General features: G+C 67.4%; 10 protein-coding genes and 1 pseudogene. 5 read left to right on the plus strand and 6 right to left on the minus strand.

Annotation, left to right across the window (positions count from 1 at the left end):
- Nucleotides 1–156 precede the first annotated feature (156 nt).
- The 3 genes and pseudogenes from GOAMR_RS06610 to GOAMR_RS25875 all read left to right on the plus strand — a co-directional run.
- On the plus strand, nucleotides 157–2,082 hold the full coding sequence (locus tag GOAMR_RS06610) for an amino acid permease (protein WP_005184516.1): 1,926 nt from the start codon (nucleotides 157–159) through the stop codon (nucleotides 2,080–2,082).
- Nucleotides 2,079–2,963, plus strand: coding sequence for a universal stress protein (locus tag GOAMR_RS06615; RefSeq protein WP_005184518.1), 885 nt, complete (start codon nucleotides 2,079–2,081; stop codon nucleotides 2,961–2,963). The genes GOAMR_RS06610 and GOAMR_RS06615 overlap by 4 nt, the downstream gene beginning before the upstream one ends.
- Before the next feature lie 723 nt (nucleotides 2,964–3,686).
- Nucleotides 3,687–4,499: pseudogene (locus GOAMR_RS25875) on the plus strand (DUF6924 domain-containing protein); the annotation flags it as partial.
- A 230-nt stretch (nucleotides 4,500–4,729) separates the two neighbouring features.
- On the opposite strand, the gene GOAMR_RS06625 reads toward GOAMR_RS25875, so the two are convergent.
- The 6 genes from GOAMR_RS06625 to GOAMR_RS06650 all read right to left on the minus strand — a co-directional run bounded on the left by GOAMR_RS06625 (nucleotide 4,730) and on the right by GOAMR_RS06650 (nucleotide 12,453).
- Complete coding sequence (locus GOAMR_RS06625; RefSeq protein WP_005184534.1) at nucleotides 4,730–6,499, minus strand: ABC transporter permease; 1,770 nt, start codon at nucleotides 6,497–6,499, stop codon at nucleotides 4,730–4,732.
- 280 nt (nucleotides 6,500–6,779) lie between these two features.
- Nucleotides 6,780–7,973 carry a dihydrolipoamide acetyltransferase family protein gene (locus GOAMR_RS06630; RefSeq protein ID WP_005184536.1) on the minus strand — a complete coding sequence of 398 codons (1,194 nt, stop codon included), beginning with the start codon at nucleotides 7,971–7,973 and terminating at the stop codon, nucleotides 6,780–6,782.
- A gap of 27 nt (nucleotides 7,974–8,000) precedes the next feature.
- On the minus strand, nucleotides 8,001–8,972 hold the full coding sequence (locus tag GOAMR_RS06635) for an alpha-ketoacid dehydrogenase subunit beta (protein WP_005184538.1): 972 nt from the start codon (nucleotides 8,970–8,972) through the stop codon (nucleotides 8,001–8,003).
- Entirely contained in the window at nucleotides 8,969–10,078 is a 1,110-nt protein-coding gene (locus GOAMR_RS06640; RefSeq protein WP_005184539.1) for a thiamine pyrophosphate-dependent dehydrogenase E1 component subunit alpha, read from the minus strand. The genes GOAMR_RS06635 and GOAMR_RS06640 overlap by 4 nt, the downstream gene beginning before the upstream one ends.
- A gap of 118 nt (nucleotides 10,079–10,196) precedes the next feature.
- Nucleotides 10,197–11,135, minus strand: a complete 939-nt coding sequence (locus GOAMR_RS06645) for a beta-keto acid cleavage family enzyme (RefSeq protein WP_005184542.1) — start codon at nucleotides 11,133–11,135, stop codon at nucleotides 10,197–10,199.
- 73 nt (nucleotides 11,136–11,208) lie between these two features.
- A complete protein-coding gene (locus tag GOAMR_RS06650; protein WP_005184545.1) occupies nucleotides 11,209–12,453 on the minus strand; it encodes an ABC transporter substrate-binding protein in 1,245 nt (414 codons plus the stop codon).
- A gap of 380 nt (nucleotides 12,454–12,833) precedes the next feature.
- Between GOAMR_RS06650 and GOAMR_RS06655 the strand changes: the two genes are divergently transcribed.
- Together GOAMR_RS06655 and GOAMR_RS06660 are read left to right on the plus strand one after the other, a co-directional pair.
- Nucleotides 12,834–13,685 (plus strand): mycofactocin-coupled SDR family oxidoreductase, encoded by an 852-nt coding sequence (locus GOAMR_RS06655; protein WP_005184547.1) that lies wholly within the window; start codon nucleotides 12,834–12,836, stop codon nucleotides 13,683–13,685.
- A gap of 13 nt (nucleotides 13,686–13,698) precedes the next feature.
- Nucleotides 13,699–15,159, plus strand: a complete 1,461-nt coding sequence (locus GOAMR_RS06660; RefSeq protein WP_005184548.1) for an aldehyde dehydrogenase family protein — start codon at nucleotides 13,699–13,701, stop codon at nucleotides 15,157–15,159.
- Nucleotides 15,160–15,198 lie beyond the last annotated feature (39 nt).

Consider the following 15,198-nt stretch of genomic DNA (forward strand, 5'->3'; position numbering starts at 1 on the left):
TCCCGTCGTGATAGTCCCGGCGTTGACCGTTCCCATTACAGTAACGGCCCCGAATCTCGCGCCACATCGCGTGTTCACTGTGCGCCGGCCCATACCTCGGCGCACAATCAACCCCACAGGTCACAAGGAACGCGTCCCAAGCCGAGGAGACCCGGTATGACACCACCAGCCCGGACGGTCCCGATCTCGATGTCCACGTTGTTCCGGCGCAAACCGGTCGCACCGCCGGGCAGCGCCGAGGCGCACGGTGAAGCGCACCTGGAACGCAGCATCACCACCTTCCAGCTGACCCTGTTCGGCGTGGGCGCCACCGTGGGCACCGGTATCTTCTTCGTCCTCCCCGAGGCCGTGCCCGACGCCGGGCCCGCGGTGATCATCGCCTTCCTCGTCGCCGGCCTGGCCGCCGGACTGGCCGCGATCTGCTACGCCGAGATGGCGTCGTCGGTTCCGGTGTCCGGATCGTCGTACTCCTACTCGTACGCGACGATGGGCGAGCTGGTGGCCATCGCGATCGGCGCCTGTCTGCTGCTGGAGTACGGGGTGTCGGCGGCGGCGACGGCCGTCGGGTGGAGCGGCTACCTCAACAAGCTGCTCGACAACCTGTTCGGATTTCAGTTCCCGCAGGCGCTGTCGGCGGCGCCGCTCACCGAGGAGGGCGTCGAGTCGGGCTGGTTCAACCTGCCCGCGGCCATCCTCGTCGCGCTGTGCTGTTTCCTGCTGATCCGCGGCGCGAGTGAGTCCGCGCGCACCAACGCCATCATGGTGATCGTCAAATTGTGCGTGCTGGTGTTGTTCGCGGGCATCGCATTCACCGCCTTCTCCACCGACCATTTCGCGGGTTTCTCCCCGTTCGGCGCGGTCGGTATCACCGCCGCCGCCGGGGCGATCTTCTTCTCCTTCATCGGCCTCGACGCGGTGTCCACCGCCGGCGACGAGGTGAAAGACCCGCAGAAGGCGATGCCGCGGGCCATCATGGGCGCGCTGATCACCGTCGTCACCGTCTATCTGCTGGTCGCGGTCGCCGGTATCGGCGCGCAGGCCTGGCCCAAGTTCGCCTCGCCCGACCAGTCCGAGGCCGGGCTCGCGGTGATCATCGAGCGCATCACCGAGTCGACGTGGCCGGGCACCCTGCTCGCCGCGGGCGCGGTGATCTCGATCTTCTCGGTGACGCTGGTGGTGCTGTACGGGCAGACCCGCATCCTGTTCGCGATGGGCCGTGACGGGCTGCTACCGGACAGGTTCGCGCAGGTCAGCACCAAGACCATGACCCCCGTCTGGAACACCGTCGTGGTGTGTGTGGTGGTGGGTCTGCTGGCCGGGCTGCTGCCGATCGGCAAACTCATCGACATGGTGTCCATCGGGACGCTCGCCGCGTTCAGCGTCGTCTCCGCCGGGGTGCTCATCCTGCGCAACACGATGCCCGACCTGGAGCGCTCGTTCCGGGTGCCCGGCTACCCGGTCACCCCGATCCTGTCGATCGCCGCGTGCCTGTGGATCCTGTCGGGCCTCAAGCTGGTCACCTATCTGGCATTCGCGCTGTGGGTGCTGGTGTTCGTTGCCATCTACCTGGTGTGGGGCCGCAAATCCAGCAAACTCAACCACCTGACCGCCGAACAACTCGACGCCGGTGACACCACACCGCTCGGGTCCCGCTTCAAGGTCTGGACGGGCGTGCTCGTCGTGGCCGGGGTGGCGTTCTTCGCGTTCGGCGCCGTCTACAACCACGGCGACCACAACAAGAACGCCGCCACCCTCACCGACACATCGGCGCTGCTCACCGACTGGTTCACCGCCGTCGATGCCAAGGACTGGGCCGCCGCCGGGGACCTCACCTGCGGTGGCACCCTCGGCATGACCTCCGGCGAGCCGGTCACGCCCGGGCAGTTGTTCGGCGGCAAGTCCTACGACCCCACCACGGTCGGTCTGATCAAGGTGCCGCAAGCGGTCGGCGACAACACCTTCGACGCGCAGTTCGACATCACCGAACGCAAACCCGACGACGACTTCCCGCCCGAGACCCGGATGTCGGCCGTGGTGCGGCTCGGCGACGCACCGTGCGTGCAGCAGGTGAGCACGCGATGACGATCCTGGTCGGCTACGTGCCCGGTGAGGGTGGGGCGGGCGGCATCCAGCTCGGTGCGATGCTGGCCGAATCCCTCGACACCGACCTGGTGATCGCGACGGTGGCACCCACCCCGTGGACCACGCCGTCGCTCGCACGGGTCGACGCGGAGTTCCTGGACTGGACCGACCAATTCATCGACCAGGCGTTCTCCGAGGTCACCGCCCACATGAACATCTATCCGGCGGCGCTGACCTGGAGCTTCGACCGGCTCGACCATCGCACCGCGTCGGCCGCGCTGGCCGCCCACGCCAAGGAGATCGGGGCGGCCGCGGTGGTGCTCGCGTCCACCGGCGACGGGCAGCTCGGGCAGATCGTCGTCGGATCTACCGCCGATGCGCTGCTGCACCGTTCCGAGGTGGCTGTCGCGCTCAGTCCGCGCGGCTACCGCTCGCCGCGGGACGGGCTGCTCACCCGGGTCACCGCCGCCATCGCCGGCGACGACCCGCAGGACCGGACGGTCCTCACCAACGCGCATATGCTGGCCGACGAGATGACCGCACCGCTGCGGGTGGTGACGTTCGCGGTGCGCGGCGGCGCCATGTACCCGCCGCTGGTGGGCCTGGCAGGCGAGTCCGACGTCCTCGATCAGTGGGTGGAGCAGTCGGCTCAGGCCCACGAGGCCCTGCGCGCCGACGGCCTGATCACCGACGACACCGTCACCGAGATCGCCACCGGCCGCGGCTGGCGCGAGGCCGTCGACTCCCTCGACTGGCAGGGCGGCGAGGTCATGCTGATCGGCAGCACCCGCGAAGGTCCGCTGCGCCGGGTGTTCATCGGCTCCCGCTCCACCAAACTGATCCGGCACTCCCCCGTCCCGGTGGTCGTGCTGCCGAAGTGACGGCGTAAACCCCACGAATACGCCCCGGCATCGCAATTATTGTGATGTCGGAGCGTATTCGTGGGGTTCCGGCCGGCACCGTCGCATAGCCTGTGCCACATGACGTCGTGGCGAAGGATCAGAGGACTGAGCTACAGCACGATCGGGCGCACCGTACGGGCGCGGGTACACACGAGCAACGGCGGTGAACACCTCGTGCGGTTCGATCCACCGGCCTTGTGGAGGCTGGAAAGTCCGGACGGCACAACGCAACTGGTGGAGAACGAGACGGACGAGTATCGGGTCCGCGACGACGGCGTCGCCGTGCACGCGCATAAGGCACCGAACCGTGTCGTGATGATGATGGGTCTGAACCCGATGCAGCTCTTCACGATGTACCGATGGTGGCCGGAACCCGGCCCGATGGCGCGGCCACGGGTCGGCGCGGCGAGCGACCCGGTTGCCACGACCGTGCGCGGCCGCAGCGGCTGGCAGGTGGAGTTCGACGATCCGCAAGGCGCACAACCGATCACAGTGGTCATCGACCAGGACCTCGGCGTCTGCCTCGCGTGGCGGCAGGGCGGGCAATGGCTGGAGATGTCCGAACCGGTACTCGATGAGGACTTCGACCCGGCACTCTTCACCTGGGACGGTCCCACGATCGAGGAGGAGGAACACGCCGAGGCGCAGGCCCAGTCGCAGGCGCAACGCGATTACGAACAGCAGATGCGCGACCTCGCGGACATGCCGCAGACCCAGGTCGGCTGGTTCCCGACCACGATCCATACGTCTGCGGTGGATGGTGACGCGCTGACCGGTGCGCTCGACATCACGGCCACAACCGGTTCCGCCCAGTTCGCCATCAGACGCTGGCTGACCGGGCTCGACGAACCCGAGCCCGGCTTCAGCGTGCAATCGTATACGGTGCAGGGCCGCAGGGAGAGCGGTCCGTGGACGGTCGAGGTGCGGACATACGCCGCGGCGCTGTCACCTGACGATCTCGAACGCGTCTTCGCGCAGTTGTCGCTACCCGATCCGCCCGGAACGATCGACGACGTCGCGGCGGCGGCTGCGGACCGCCGATCGGAACAGGAAGAACGCGAGACCACCGAACTGCTCGGAACCGGACGCGAGCTCGGCGACTACCTGCACGCCGACAACTATGCCGCGCTGCTCATCCGCACCGACTTCACCGACGACCAGCGGTGGCGGGAGGTGGCGCTCGCGGCCACCGCCTCGGTGGACAGTGGCGACGAGTTCCCCTTCCAGGCCAACCTGACCTGCATCGACAACCCGGACAACGCGGGCCTGACCCCCGAGCAGCTCCGCGCCCGGATCGGCGATGACCCGCCCTCGTTCGCCTTCCTCGCCGACACGGTCACCATGACCGACCCGGAGATGCCGATCATCGCCCTCGACTGCGGCGACCCCGAGTACGACGAGCCCGGCCGGACCTTCCGCATCATCCCGTCCGAGATGTGGGGAATCGAGAACAACCTGTCCATCGCCAACATGGACTTCCGGGACTTCGCCGACTCCGCCGCCGACGACGGCGTGTTCCGCGGTTTCCCGCCGCCACCACCGCACGTCGCGACGTTGCAGCGCGAGGAGTTGCTGGCGCTCAGTGCCACCAACCACTCGACGCCGGCGCTCGCACGCTTCGCCGACGACCTGCCCACCATCGAGCACGCATACGCGGTCATCTCCGAGATGCCCCGGATGAGACTTCACACGTCGATCGCCGATCTCGAGCCTCGTTCCGACGAGTACATACTCGGTGACGACGACTATCTCGCCGCCACCGCCCGCGATGGTGTGTGCCACTCTGGATTTGTCCAGATCAGAGGCGGCCACTGGAGCACGCCCAGCAGGACCGCGAACGGCTGGAACGACACATTGGTCTGCTGATACGCCAGCAGGGTGCCACCGAGACCGGCGATGAACGCACCGATCCCGAAGGCTGCCAGTTTGGTCGCGGTCACGTTCACACCCGATGCCGCGGCCGAGCGTTCGTTGGCACGTACGGCCAGCATTCGGGTGCCCAGGCGACTGCGCCGCAAATACACCACACCGATGGCCACGATTACCGCCACGACCAGGCACAGCATCCCGAACGCAGCCCGCGGATACTCGCCACCGGTGCCGATGCCCAGATTCAGACCGAAGATCGACGGAGACGGCACGTCGATACCGGACGAGTCCACGAAGTCGGTATTACGGAACCAGAACGCCTCCAGCGTGTACGCCATCGTCAGCGTCACCACCGCCACCGTGAGGCCGCGGATCCGCAAGGCGGGCAAGCCGATCACCACACCGATGACGGCGGCCAATACGGCGGCCAGCAGCGGCGCGATCGGGAACGGCACATTCCAGCTCGTGGTGATCGGGCCCACCAGGAACGCCGCGACACCGGCGATCGCCAGCTGCGCGAGAGACACCTGACCGGCGTAACCGGTGACCACCACCTGCGACAGGCCGATCACCGTCATGATGATCGTGGTGATCACCGCCATACGCCAATCCCCGCCCGCCACAAGCAAAACCACCACACCGGCCACCGCCGCCGCGGGCACCCAGTACTTCAGGTGCCGCGGATACGGGGCGTTGCCCAGTTCGGAGACGATCACGGCGCCGCGCGAGTGCAGCGGCTTGGCCCACGCGACCAGCACCACCAGAACCACGATCAGCGGCACCAGCTCCACCAGTCCCGTGGACGGCAGCCAGTCGTAGACGCGCGGCAGGTAGGTGGCCTCGGACTGCAGCATGCCGATCGCCAGACCGGCCACGACCGCCACCAGGATCGAGGAGAACCGCCCGATGATCGCCGCGGCGAGCGCCGGCACGATGAACAGGGTGTAGGCATAGGGGGTGAGCGGAACGATCGGCGAGATCAGAATCCCCGCCAGGCCGGAGACGGCCGAACCGATCATCCAGTTCGCGGCCGCGATCTTGTCCGGCGACAAACCGCTGACGTACGCACCCTCTTCGCTTTCCGACGCCGCGCGGGTGGCCAGCCCGAACCGGGTGAACCGGTAGGCGCCGGCCAGCACGACGGCGATCACGACGATGGTGACCGCGAACAGCACGCGGTCCTGCGGAACCCGCATCCCACCGAATTCCAGGATGTCGACAGGGAAGATCGCATCGACGGCCGGCCCCTTGGTACCGAGCTGCGCGGTGGTGAGCGCGGCGAAGATGATCATCACACCGATCGAGGCGACGGTCCGCGCCACCGGCGGCGCCTTACGCAGCGGACGGAAGATCAACAGGTACAACACGAGTCCGAGGACCGCGCACAGGGCCATCGAAATCACGGCGGCACCGAAGAACCCGGGATCCCCGCCGATGTCGACACTGTCCGGGAACCCGGGGATCACGATGAGCAGCTCACCCTGACGCAGATACGCGTAGGTGTAGGCGCCGAACAACGCGAGCGATCCGGTGGCGAAGTTCATCACCCCGGAGCTGCGGTAGATCACCACCAGGGCCAGGGCCAGGGCGGCGAACACGCCACCCGACCCGAGTCCGAGCAGTAGGAACTGAAGATGATCGGTCATTGCTGCGCTCCTTGGTTGAGCGAGGCTCGGTCCGACCATCGGCCGGGATTCGGCTGCATGGCGCCTCCAATACGAATTCCTCTTGCGGGCTGCCGGAAGAGGGCGTGACGGCCACGCGGGAGATCGTTCCTCGCTGCGGCCTGATGTGGCTGTGATGTACCCGGGCACGTCGGGTCACTGGTGAATACCGTCACAGCGACAGTAGGCACTATCGCTGTGCGCGTCAACGACTCCCTGAGCGGATACAGCCCGATCCCCCCTTGGCCCGTGAATTGCTCCCCTACGCGTGATCGATCAGCGCCGCCACCGGATCGCGGAGCACCGAGGCAACCTCGGTCAATACCGCCGAGCCCAGCTCGCCGTCGACAAGACGATGGTCGAATGACAATGCTAACTGCGCCACCTGCCGGACCTCCACGCGACCGTCAACCACCCACGGGGTGGGCCGGATCGCGCCGAACGCGAGAATGACCGCCTCTCCCGGATTGAGGATCGGGGTGCCGGCGTCGACGCCGAGGGCCCCGATATTGGTGATGGTGGCGGTGCCGCCGGTCATGTCCGCAGGGCGCAGTATCCCCTCACGCGCGGTGACCACCAGCCGGTCGACGGATTCTGCCAGACCGCGCAGCCCCAGCGCGTCGGCCCGTTTGATGTTGGGCACCACCAGACCCCGGGCGGAGGCGACCGCGATCCCCAGGTTCACCGACCCGAACCGGACGATCTCGGCCGCGCGCTCATCCCACCGGGCGTTGGCCTCGGGGTACTTCTCCAGCGCCATCAGCAGTGCCTTGGCCACCAACAGCATCGGGTTGATGCGCAGACCCACCCACCTCGGGTCCGCACGCAGGGTGGCGACGAGTTCGGTGGTGGCGGTGACGTCGACCGCGAGCCATTCGGTGACATGCGGTGCGGTGAAGGCTGATTCGGTCATCGCCGCGGCGGTGGCCCGCCGCACGCCGCGGATCGGGACCCGGGTGTCGGCGACGAGTGCCACCTCCCCGCCCGCAGGCCGCGACGGGCTCGCCGGAAGTTCGCCGCGCGGACGGAGGTGCCGGCGGCGCTCGACCGGTGCACTCGGGCCGGTGCCCACCAGGATCTGCACCTTCGGTTCCGGCTCGGGCGCCTCCTCCGCGGCGTCGACGGCCATGACATCGTCGGCCACAGTGGCAGGTTCCGGATCCGGTGCGACGCCGACGGGTTCGGGTGCCGCCGCGCCGGGACCGCCGGGGCCGCCGATGCGGATACTGACGATCACCGTCCCCACGTCCACGATGTCGCCCACCGCAGCGTGCAGCGTCTCCACGACACCGGCCACGGGCGAAGGCAACTCGACCGCGGATTTGGCGGTCTCGACCTCACACAGGGTCTGGTTGATCTCGACACAGTCGCCGACGGCGACCTCCCACGAGATGATCTCGGCGTCGGTGAGACCTTCCCCGACGTCGGGGAGTTTGAATCTGGCGATGGTGGACATCTCTACCGTCCTTGAGCAGGTGCGTGGTCAGAAGAAGAGCGATCGGTCGACGGCCTCGAGCACCCGGTCGACATCGGGCAGGAATTTCTCCTCGACACGCGCCGGCGGGTACGGCAGGTTGTAGGCCCCGACGCGCAGCACCGGGGCATTCAGCTCCCGGAAGCATCGCTCGGTGATGGTGGCGGCGATCTCGGCGCCGAGACCGGCGAAGGTGGATGCCTCGTGCACCACCACCGCGCGTCCGGTCCGCCGTACCTGTTCGATGAGCGTCGGAACATCCAGTGGTGACAGATTTCTCAGGTCCACGACACCCACCGAGTAACCGTCCTCCTGTGCTGCCCGCGCCGCCGCGAGCGCCGGTGCGACCGACCCGCCGTAGGCGATCAGGGTGCAGTCGGTGCCGTCCACGCAGACGCGGGCGGTGTCCCTGCGTTCCACGCAGGTCTCCTCCACCTCGCCCTTCTGCCAGTAGTGGCGTTTGGGCTCGTAGAAGATGACCGGGTCGTCGCACCGGACGGCCTCCTGGATCATGTGGAAGGCATCCCCGGGGTTCGAGCAGCTGACCACGCGCAGGCCGGCGGTGTGCGCGAAGTAGGCCTCATTGGATTCGCTGTGATGTTCCACCGCGCCGATGCCACCGCCGACCGGGATCCGGATCACCACGGGCAACGCGATCGTGCCACCGGAGCGGGCACGCATCTTGGCGAGCTGGCTGACGATCTGGTCGAACGCCGGGTAGACGAATCCGTCGAACTGGATCTCACACACGGGACGGTAGCCACGCAACGCCAATCCGATTGCGGTACCAACGATCCCGGACTCGGTCAGCGGTGTGTCGACGACGCGCGCGGCCCCGAACCGGCGTTGCAGGCCGTCGGTGACCCGGAAGACGCCGCCGAGCACCCCGACGTCCTCGCCCATCACCATCACCCGGTCGTCGGCCGCCATCGCCGCGGCGAGTCCGCTGTTGATGGCCCCGCCGAGCGTCATCGTGGTCATGCCGCATCCCCCGTCCGGAGCGAGGTCTGCCCGAGGAATTCCTCTTCGGCCAGGTACCGGGCGTAGTCGTCGTCGACGAGCGTGTGCGGCTGCGCGTAGGTGGAGGCGAAGACGTCGTCGAGGCGGGGGTCCGGCAGGCCGCGGCAGTCGGTGCGGACCTGTTCGGCGAACGCATCGCATTCGCGGTCCAGCCGGGCGAAGAACCCCTCCTCGACGCCCTGGCCCTCCAGGAAGGCCCGCACCCGCGCCAGCGGGTCGCGCGATTCCCAGAGCTTGAGTTCGTGGTCGTCGCGGTAGCGTCCCGGGTCGTCGGAGGTACTGTGCCCACCACGCCGGTAGGTAAACGCCTCGATGAACACCGGCCCACCGCCGGCGCGGATATGCGCTGCCGCTTCGGAGGTCACCGCGTGTACGGCGAGCGCGTCGTTGCCGTCGACGTGATAGGACCGCAGCCCGAAGCCGGCCGCCCGCCGGTGCAGCGGCATCCGCATCTGCAGGCTCGCCGGCGTGGAGATCGCCCACTGGTTGTTCTGGCAGAAGAACAGCACCGGAAGTTGTGCGGCGGCAGCCCAGTTGAGCGCCTCGTTCACGTCGCCCTGACTGGCGGCGCCGTCACCGAAGTACACCGTCACCACCTCGTCGGTGCGCTCCATCACCGCGCCGGTGGCGTACCCGACCGCGTGCAGCGTCTGGGTGCCGAGCACGAGCGAGTTGATATGCATGTGGTGCGTGCCGCCGGATTCCCAGCCCGCGTGGGCACATCCGCGCCATTGGGTGAGGATCTGCGCCGGGGTCAGCCCGCGGCACAGCGCCACCGCGTGCTCGCGGTAGCTGGGGAAGATCATGTCGGTGCCACGCAGGGCGTGTACCGAACCCACCTGCGCGGCTTCCTGGCCCCAGCTCATCAGCCACAGGTTCAGTTCGCCCTGACGGGCCAGCGCCAGCGATTCGGTGTCCAGGCGGCGGGCACGCATCATGTCCCGATAGAGGTTGCGCGCCAACTGGATGTCGAGGCCGCGACGCTGCGCGGTCAGGGTGGGCGATCCGTCGGTGGTGAGGTATCGGATCGGCGGTTCCGACTCTGCCGGATTCTGATGTCCGGGCACGTGCGGCCGGAGATCGGGGGTGTTCGAAGGCAGCGCTCATGGCGGCTCCTTGTTTTGCGACCGGGGTCGGGGATCGCCCGCCACGTGTCTCGGTTTCTGAGGATGCCCCGGTACGCCGTCAGGATGGCAACGGCGTCCCCGGGAGTCCGAGAATATCTCGGGTCTGGGTGGTTGTGCTTGGTGCGCAACCCATCTTGTGGATGAGCTCGACCGCACGGTCCACCAGTTCGACGTTCGTCGGTTCGCCGTCTCCGGCATAGTCTTCGAGGCCGACACGGATGTGCCCGCCCCGTTCGATCGCCATCGCGGCCAGCCCGCTCTCGACCACGTCGCCACCGAGCAACGCGACCGACCACGGCAGTCCGGATGGTTCCAGGAGTTCCAGATATGCCTCCAATCCCGTACGGGTGGGCGGCAACCCGAATTCGAGCGCGCCGCCGAAATACAGTTTGACGATGGCGCCGCGCGGCAGCAGTCCCGCCCGGTGCCAGGCCAGCGTGGTACGCAGATATCCCGGTTCGAAAATCGAAATACTGGGAGCAGCACCGAGTTTCATGGTCTCCGCGAACATGTACGCGGTGTCGTCGAGAGTGTTCTGGTAGCAGCCCCGCCCGCCGTCGGGCGGGACCGGGCCGGTGGTCGTGAGCCCGAGATTCACCGACCCCGGATCGACGAGAGTCATCCCGCCCAGCCCGCGGCGGGCGAGTTCGGCGATGTGCGACCAGCGGTCCTCGATCGCGATCCCCCGTGCGCCCGCCCCCAACGTCGGATACAGCAGCAGGTCGGGGTGTGACCGCAGCACCCGTTCCCACGCGGCGATGTAGGGCTCCACCGAGTGGACCCCGGTGTCGGTGAACATCGGTTCGTCGTTGTGGTTGTGCCCGATCGACGCACCGTGCTCGGCGCAGGCGATCATGTCCGCCGCGATCTCGTCGGGCGTACGGGGCACGTGCCGGTTGACCGAGCGGGGCGTTGACCCGTTGACGGCAACCTCGATGATCACCGCATCGCTCACCGGCGACGCGGCGGCCTTGGCGACACTGTGCGTCGACACCATCGTTCACCCTTTCATGGTTGAGCGGGTGCGCCGCAGACGGTCCAGGCCGCGACGCACCCGCATCCACGTTCGCCTAGCCCTTCGGCATGGCAAACAGGTCGCCCATCTGCACGGCGGTCAGGTCGCCGATGTTCCCGTCCTTGTCGGCGGTTCCGATCACCGCGCTACCGCTGCACGAGTTGGGCACCACGGCAACGGGTTTCGATCCACACTGGAACTTGCCACCCGCGCCGAGCGGTACATCGACGGGTGCGGGCATCTTGTTCAGGCGGGCCGCGACACTCTCGCGGGTCAGGTCGCCCTCCATGCCGGTCAGCGCGCGCTGGAAGCCCAGCACCGAGCTGAATCCGAGGGAGCCGTCCTGGCCGTCCTTGACGCCGTACTTCTCGAGGACAGCGTTGAAGACCTTGGTGTCCTGCGCCTTCGGGTCCAGCGACGCGGTCACGCCCACCTTCACGCCCTCATAGCCGCCGGGGATCTGGTCGGCGACCTTCTTGTCGATGCACTGATCGATCGTGGTGATCTGCTGCTTGACACCGAGAGTGCGGATGGCCTTGAACGCCGCGACACAGAAGTCGCCGGCACCGAGGATGTGAATGACCTCGGCCTTCTTGTCGAGGGCCGTCTGCACCGCCGAGGTCATATCCGGGGTGCCGATCGGCACCGGAATGGTCTCCTGCGTGGCCCCCGCGTTCCCGAACACCAGCGGTGCGAGCATCTTGATCTGGCCGGTGGCGATCGGGACGTCGATGGTGATGATCGCCGCGTTCTTGGCGCCGCTCTCCTTGGCCAGATAAGCGGGCACGCCGACGACGGTCGCGCCGTTGAGCAGCACGTGGGTGTTGGGCAGCGTCGCGGTCTTGGTTCCCGAGGCCGCCGAGGAGAAGAACGACAGTCCCGCAGGGGAAGTCACCGACACGATCGCGTCCGGATTGGCCGGGGTGGCGGAGAGCACCGCGACGATGTTCTTGTCGGCGACCGCCTTGTTGGCGCATTCGCGGGCGGGGCCGACCTGGCCGCCGTCCTCGCAGACCTGGATCTCGATGGGGTGACCGTTGATGCCGCCGAGATACTCGTTGATGTACGAGGCGGTGGCCTTGGCGACCTCGATCTCCTGGGTGTGGTTGGGCAGTTGGCTTCCCGGAGCCTCGTACATCACCTTGACGGGGGCGCCGGTGGCCTTGTTGGCCGCGCCGAGCACCGAGGTGTCGGTGGTGGTCGAGTCCGAATCATCGTCGCTGCTCGAACAGCCGGCCACGACCAGCGACATGGCCGCGGGCAGTGCCAGCCATGCCTTGCGACGGCGTTGTGATCTCACGTGAGCTCTCCTAAATACAAGCTGGGATACCGCGTGAACAGACTGATTCACCGCGGATGTCGAAGAGAATCCGATCCGGGCTCCCGGCGATGCACCGTCCGGTGCTTCGGCCAAACTTACCCGAAGGTCTTCCCTCGTTGACAAGAATTTTCACTCATGGTCTACTCGACTGGCCAAGAGTTACACACATCACAGTCCTGGTCAACCACTTCGGACAGCCCGGCCACGGAATGAGCACCGGTCCGGATCGGCAATGAACCGTACCCGCCTCCGATACCCCGCTCCGGGCGGAACACTGCTGCCCGCAAGCCCTGAAAGCACTGTGGCAAAACAGCTTTGACCGACTCTAGACGTATACCGACAACAGAAGGAGGCTTTCGATGCCAGAAGCACCGGAGGGAACCGGAGCAGTGCAGGGCAAGGTAGCCCTCATTACCGGCGCCGCCCGCGGGCAGGGACGTTCACACGCCGTCCGCCTCGCACAGGAAGGCGCCGACATCATCGCCGTCGACCTCTGCGGCTCCGTCGACACCGTCGGTTACCCACTGGCCACCGCCGATGATCTGGCGCAGACCGTCGACCTGGTGAAGGAGGCCGGCGGCCGGATCGTCGCCGCCGAGGCCGATGTCCGCGATCTCGACGCCCTGTCCGCCGCCGTCGCGCGCGGCGTGGAGGAACTCGGCCGCCTCGACATCGTGTGCGCCAACGCGGGCATCCTCACCATGGGCATGTCGCACGAGCTGAGCGAGGAGCAGTGGCGCACCATCGTCGACATCAACCTCACCGGCGCCTGGCACACCTCCAAGGTCGCCACTCCATACCTTATCGGTCAGGGCGAGGGCGGCGTGCTGATCTTCACCAGTTCCACCATGGGCCTCAAGGGCGGCCCCTTCGCCTCCGCGTACTCCGCCACCAAGCACGGAATCGTCGGCCTGGCAAAGTCTTTGGCGATGGAGCTGGCGCAGTTCCGGATCCGCTCGAATGTCCTGCATCCCACCACGGTGCGCTCACCGATGATCGACAACCCGGTCACCCTCAAGAGTTTCCGGCCCGATCTGGAGGCCCCCACGTCCGACGACGCCACCCCGATCCTGCAGATGCTCAACCTCATCAACGAGCCGTGGATCGAGGCCGGCGCCGTGTCCGAGGCGGTGCTGTACCTGTCATCCAAGGCCGGCGAGAACATCACCGGCATCAGCCTGCCGATCGATCTCGGCGCGGCCGCGAAGTAGGAGCCAACCGCCGATGACCATCTCCCCCGCCCCCGTCGACGTCCTCCCCGACCCGCGGCCCATCATCGACAACGCCCGCCCCGACACCGCGGGCGGCGCGTTCGCACACGTCTATGCGGCCACCGGAAAACACACCGTCGACGTTCCGCTCACCGGCCCCGCCGACGTGGACCGCGCGATCGCCGCAGCCCGCGCCGCACACCGCGACTGGAAGCACGTCGCACCGCCCGAGCGCCGGAAACTGCTGAACGCCTTGGCCGATTCCCTCGAAGCGCATTTCGAGGAGATGGTCTCCATCCAGGTCACCGAGAACGGCATCCCGTGGACCATCGCGAGCGGCCACGTGCTGCAGGTCATCGAGATGCTGCGCTACGCGGCGGGCTGGCCCGACAAACTCACCGGCGACGTCAACGCCGCCTGGCCGGGCCCCGCCCTCGACTACTCGGTGCTCGAACCGTACGGCGTGGTGGGCATCATCGTCCCGTGGAACAGCGCCCTGTTCTGCCTCGGCTCGGTGCTCGGAGCCGCCCTCGCCGCCGGGAACTGCGTGGTGATCAAGCCGCCGGAGTTCACCCCGTTCACCACGTTGCGGCTGATCGAGCTGGCCATCGAGGCCGGCTTCCCGCCCGGCGTCCTCAACGTGGTGCCCGGCGACGGCGCCGTGGGTGCCGCCCTGGTGGAGCATCCCGGGATCGACAAGATCCACTTCACCGGCAGTGGTGCCACCGCCACCAGGATCCTGCAGTCGGCCGCCGTCAATCTCACGCCGGTGGCCACCGAGCTCGGCGGCAAGTCCCCCAACATCATCTTCGATGACGCCGACCTTGATGCCGCCTCGTTCATGGCGCTCGCCTTCTGCATGCAGGTCTCCGGCCAGGGCTGCATCAACGGAACCCGGATCCTGGTGCAGGACAGCGTTCATGACGAGGTAGTCGCCCGACTGGAGCAAAACGCCGCGATGTTCGCACCCGGCGATCCGCGCCTGCCCGAGACGATGTTCGGGCCGGTCATCAACCAGGCGGCGATCGACCGCATCACCGGTTTCATCGAACGTGCCAAGGACGCCTCGGCGGGCACCCTGGTGACCGGCGGTTCCCGAGCGGCGGGCGACTTCGCGGACGGCTTCTACCTGGAACCGACCATCTTCGCCGATGTTGACCCGGCCTCGGAGATCGCGCGCACCGAGATCTTCGGCCCGGTCATGGCGGTCATCAGGTTCACCGACGAGGCCGACGCCCTGGACAAGGCCAACGACACCGACTTCGGGCTCGCCTCCTACATCCAGACCACAAATCTGGGACGGGCGCACCGGATGGCCGCCGAACTCGATGCGGGCATGGTGTGGATCAATGGGCTAGGCTTCCCGCCGTCCATACCGTTCGGCGGGGTCAAGCAGAGCGGTACCGGACGGTCCGGCGGACTCGCGGGCATCCATGAGTTCAGCCGCACCAAGAACGTGTGGATCTCCCTGTGACACAGGTAGTCCCCCAGTATTTTTCAGTACATACACGAG

Origin of the sequence: Gordonia amarae NBRC 15530, assembly GCF_000241345.1 — a bacterium.
In the GTDB taxonomy this organism is placed as follows: Bacteria; Actinomycetota; Actinomycetes; order Mycobacteriales; family Mycobacteriaceae; genus Gordonia; species Gordonia amarae.

What these genes read in the sequence shown, in the direction of transcription:
- GOAMR_RS06610 (WP_005184516.1), top strand. Translation starts at nt 157, where the DNA reads ATGACACCACCAGCCCGGACGGTCCCGATCTCGATGTCCACGTTGTTC.
- GOAMR_RS06615 (WP_005184518.1), top strand. Translation starts at nt 2,079, where the DNA reads ATGACGATCCTGGTCGGCTACGTGCCCGGTGAGGGTGGGGCGGGCGGC.
- GOAMR_RS06625 (WP_005184534.1), bottom strand. Translation starts at nt 6,499, where the DNA reads ATGACCGATCATCTTCAGTTCCTACTGCTCGGACTCGGGTCGGGTGGC.
- GOAMR_RS06630 (WP_005184536.1), bottom strand. Translation starts at nt 7,973, where the DNA reads ATGTCCACCATCGCCAGATTCAAACTCCCCGACGTCGGGGAAGGTCTC.
- GOAMR_RS06635 (WP_005184538.1), bottom strand. Translation starts at nt 8,972, where the DNA reads ATGACCACGATGACGCTCGGCGGGGCCATCAACAGCGGACTCGCCGCG.
- GOAMR_RS06645 (WP_005184542.1), bottom strand. Translation starts at nt 11,135, where the DNA reads ATGGTGTCGACGCACAGTGTCGCCAAGGCCGCCGCGTCGCCGGTGAGC.
- GOAMR_RS06655 (WP_005184547.1), top strand. Translation starts at nt 12,834, where the DNA reads ATGCCAGAAGCACCGGAGGGAACCGGAGCAGTGCAGGGCAAGGTAGCC.
- GOAMR_RS06660 (WP_005184548.1), top strand. Translation starts at nt 13,699, where the DNA reads ATGACCATCTCCCCCGCCCCCGTCGACGTCCTCCCCGACCCGCGGCCC.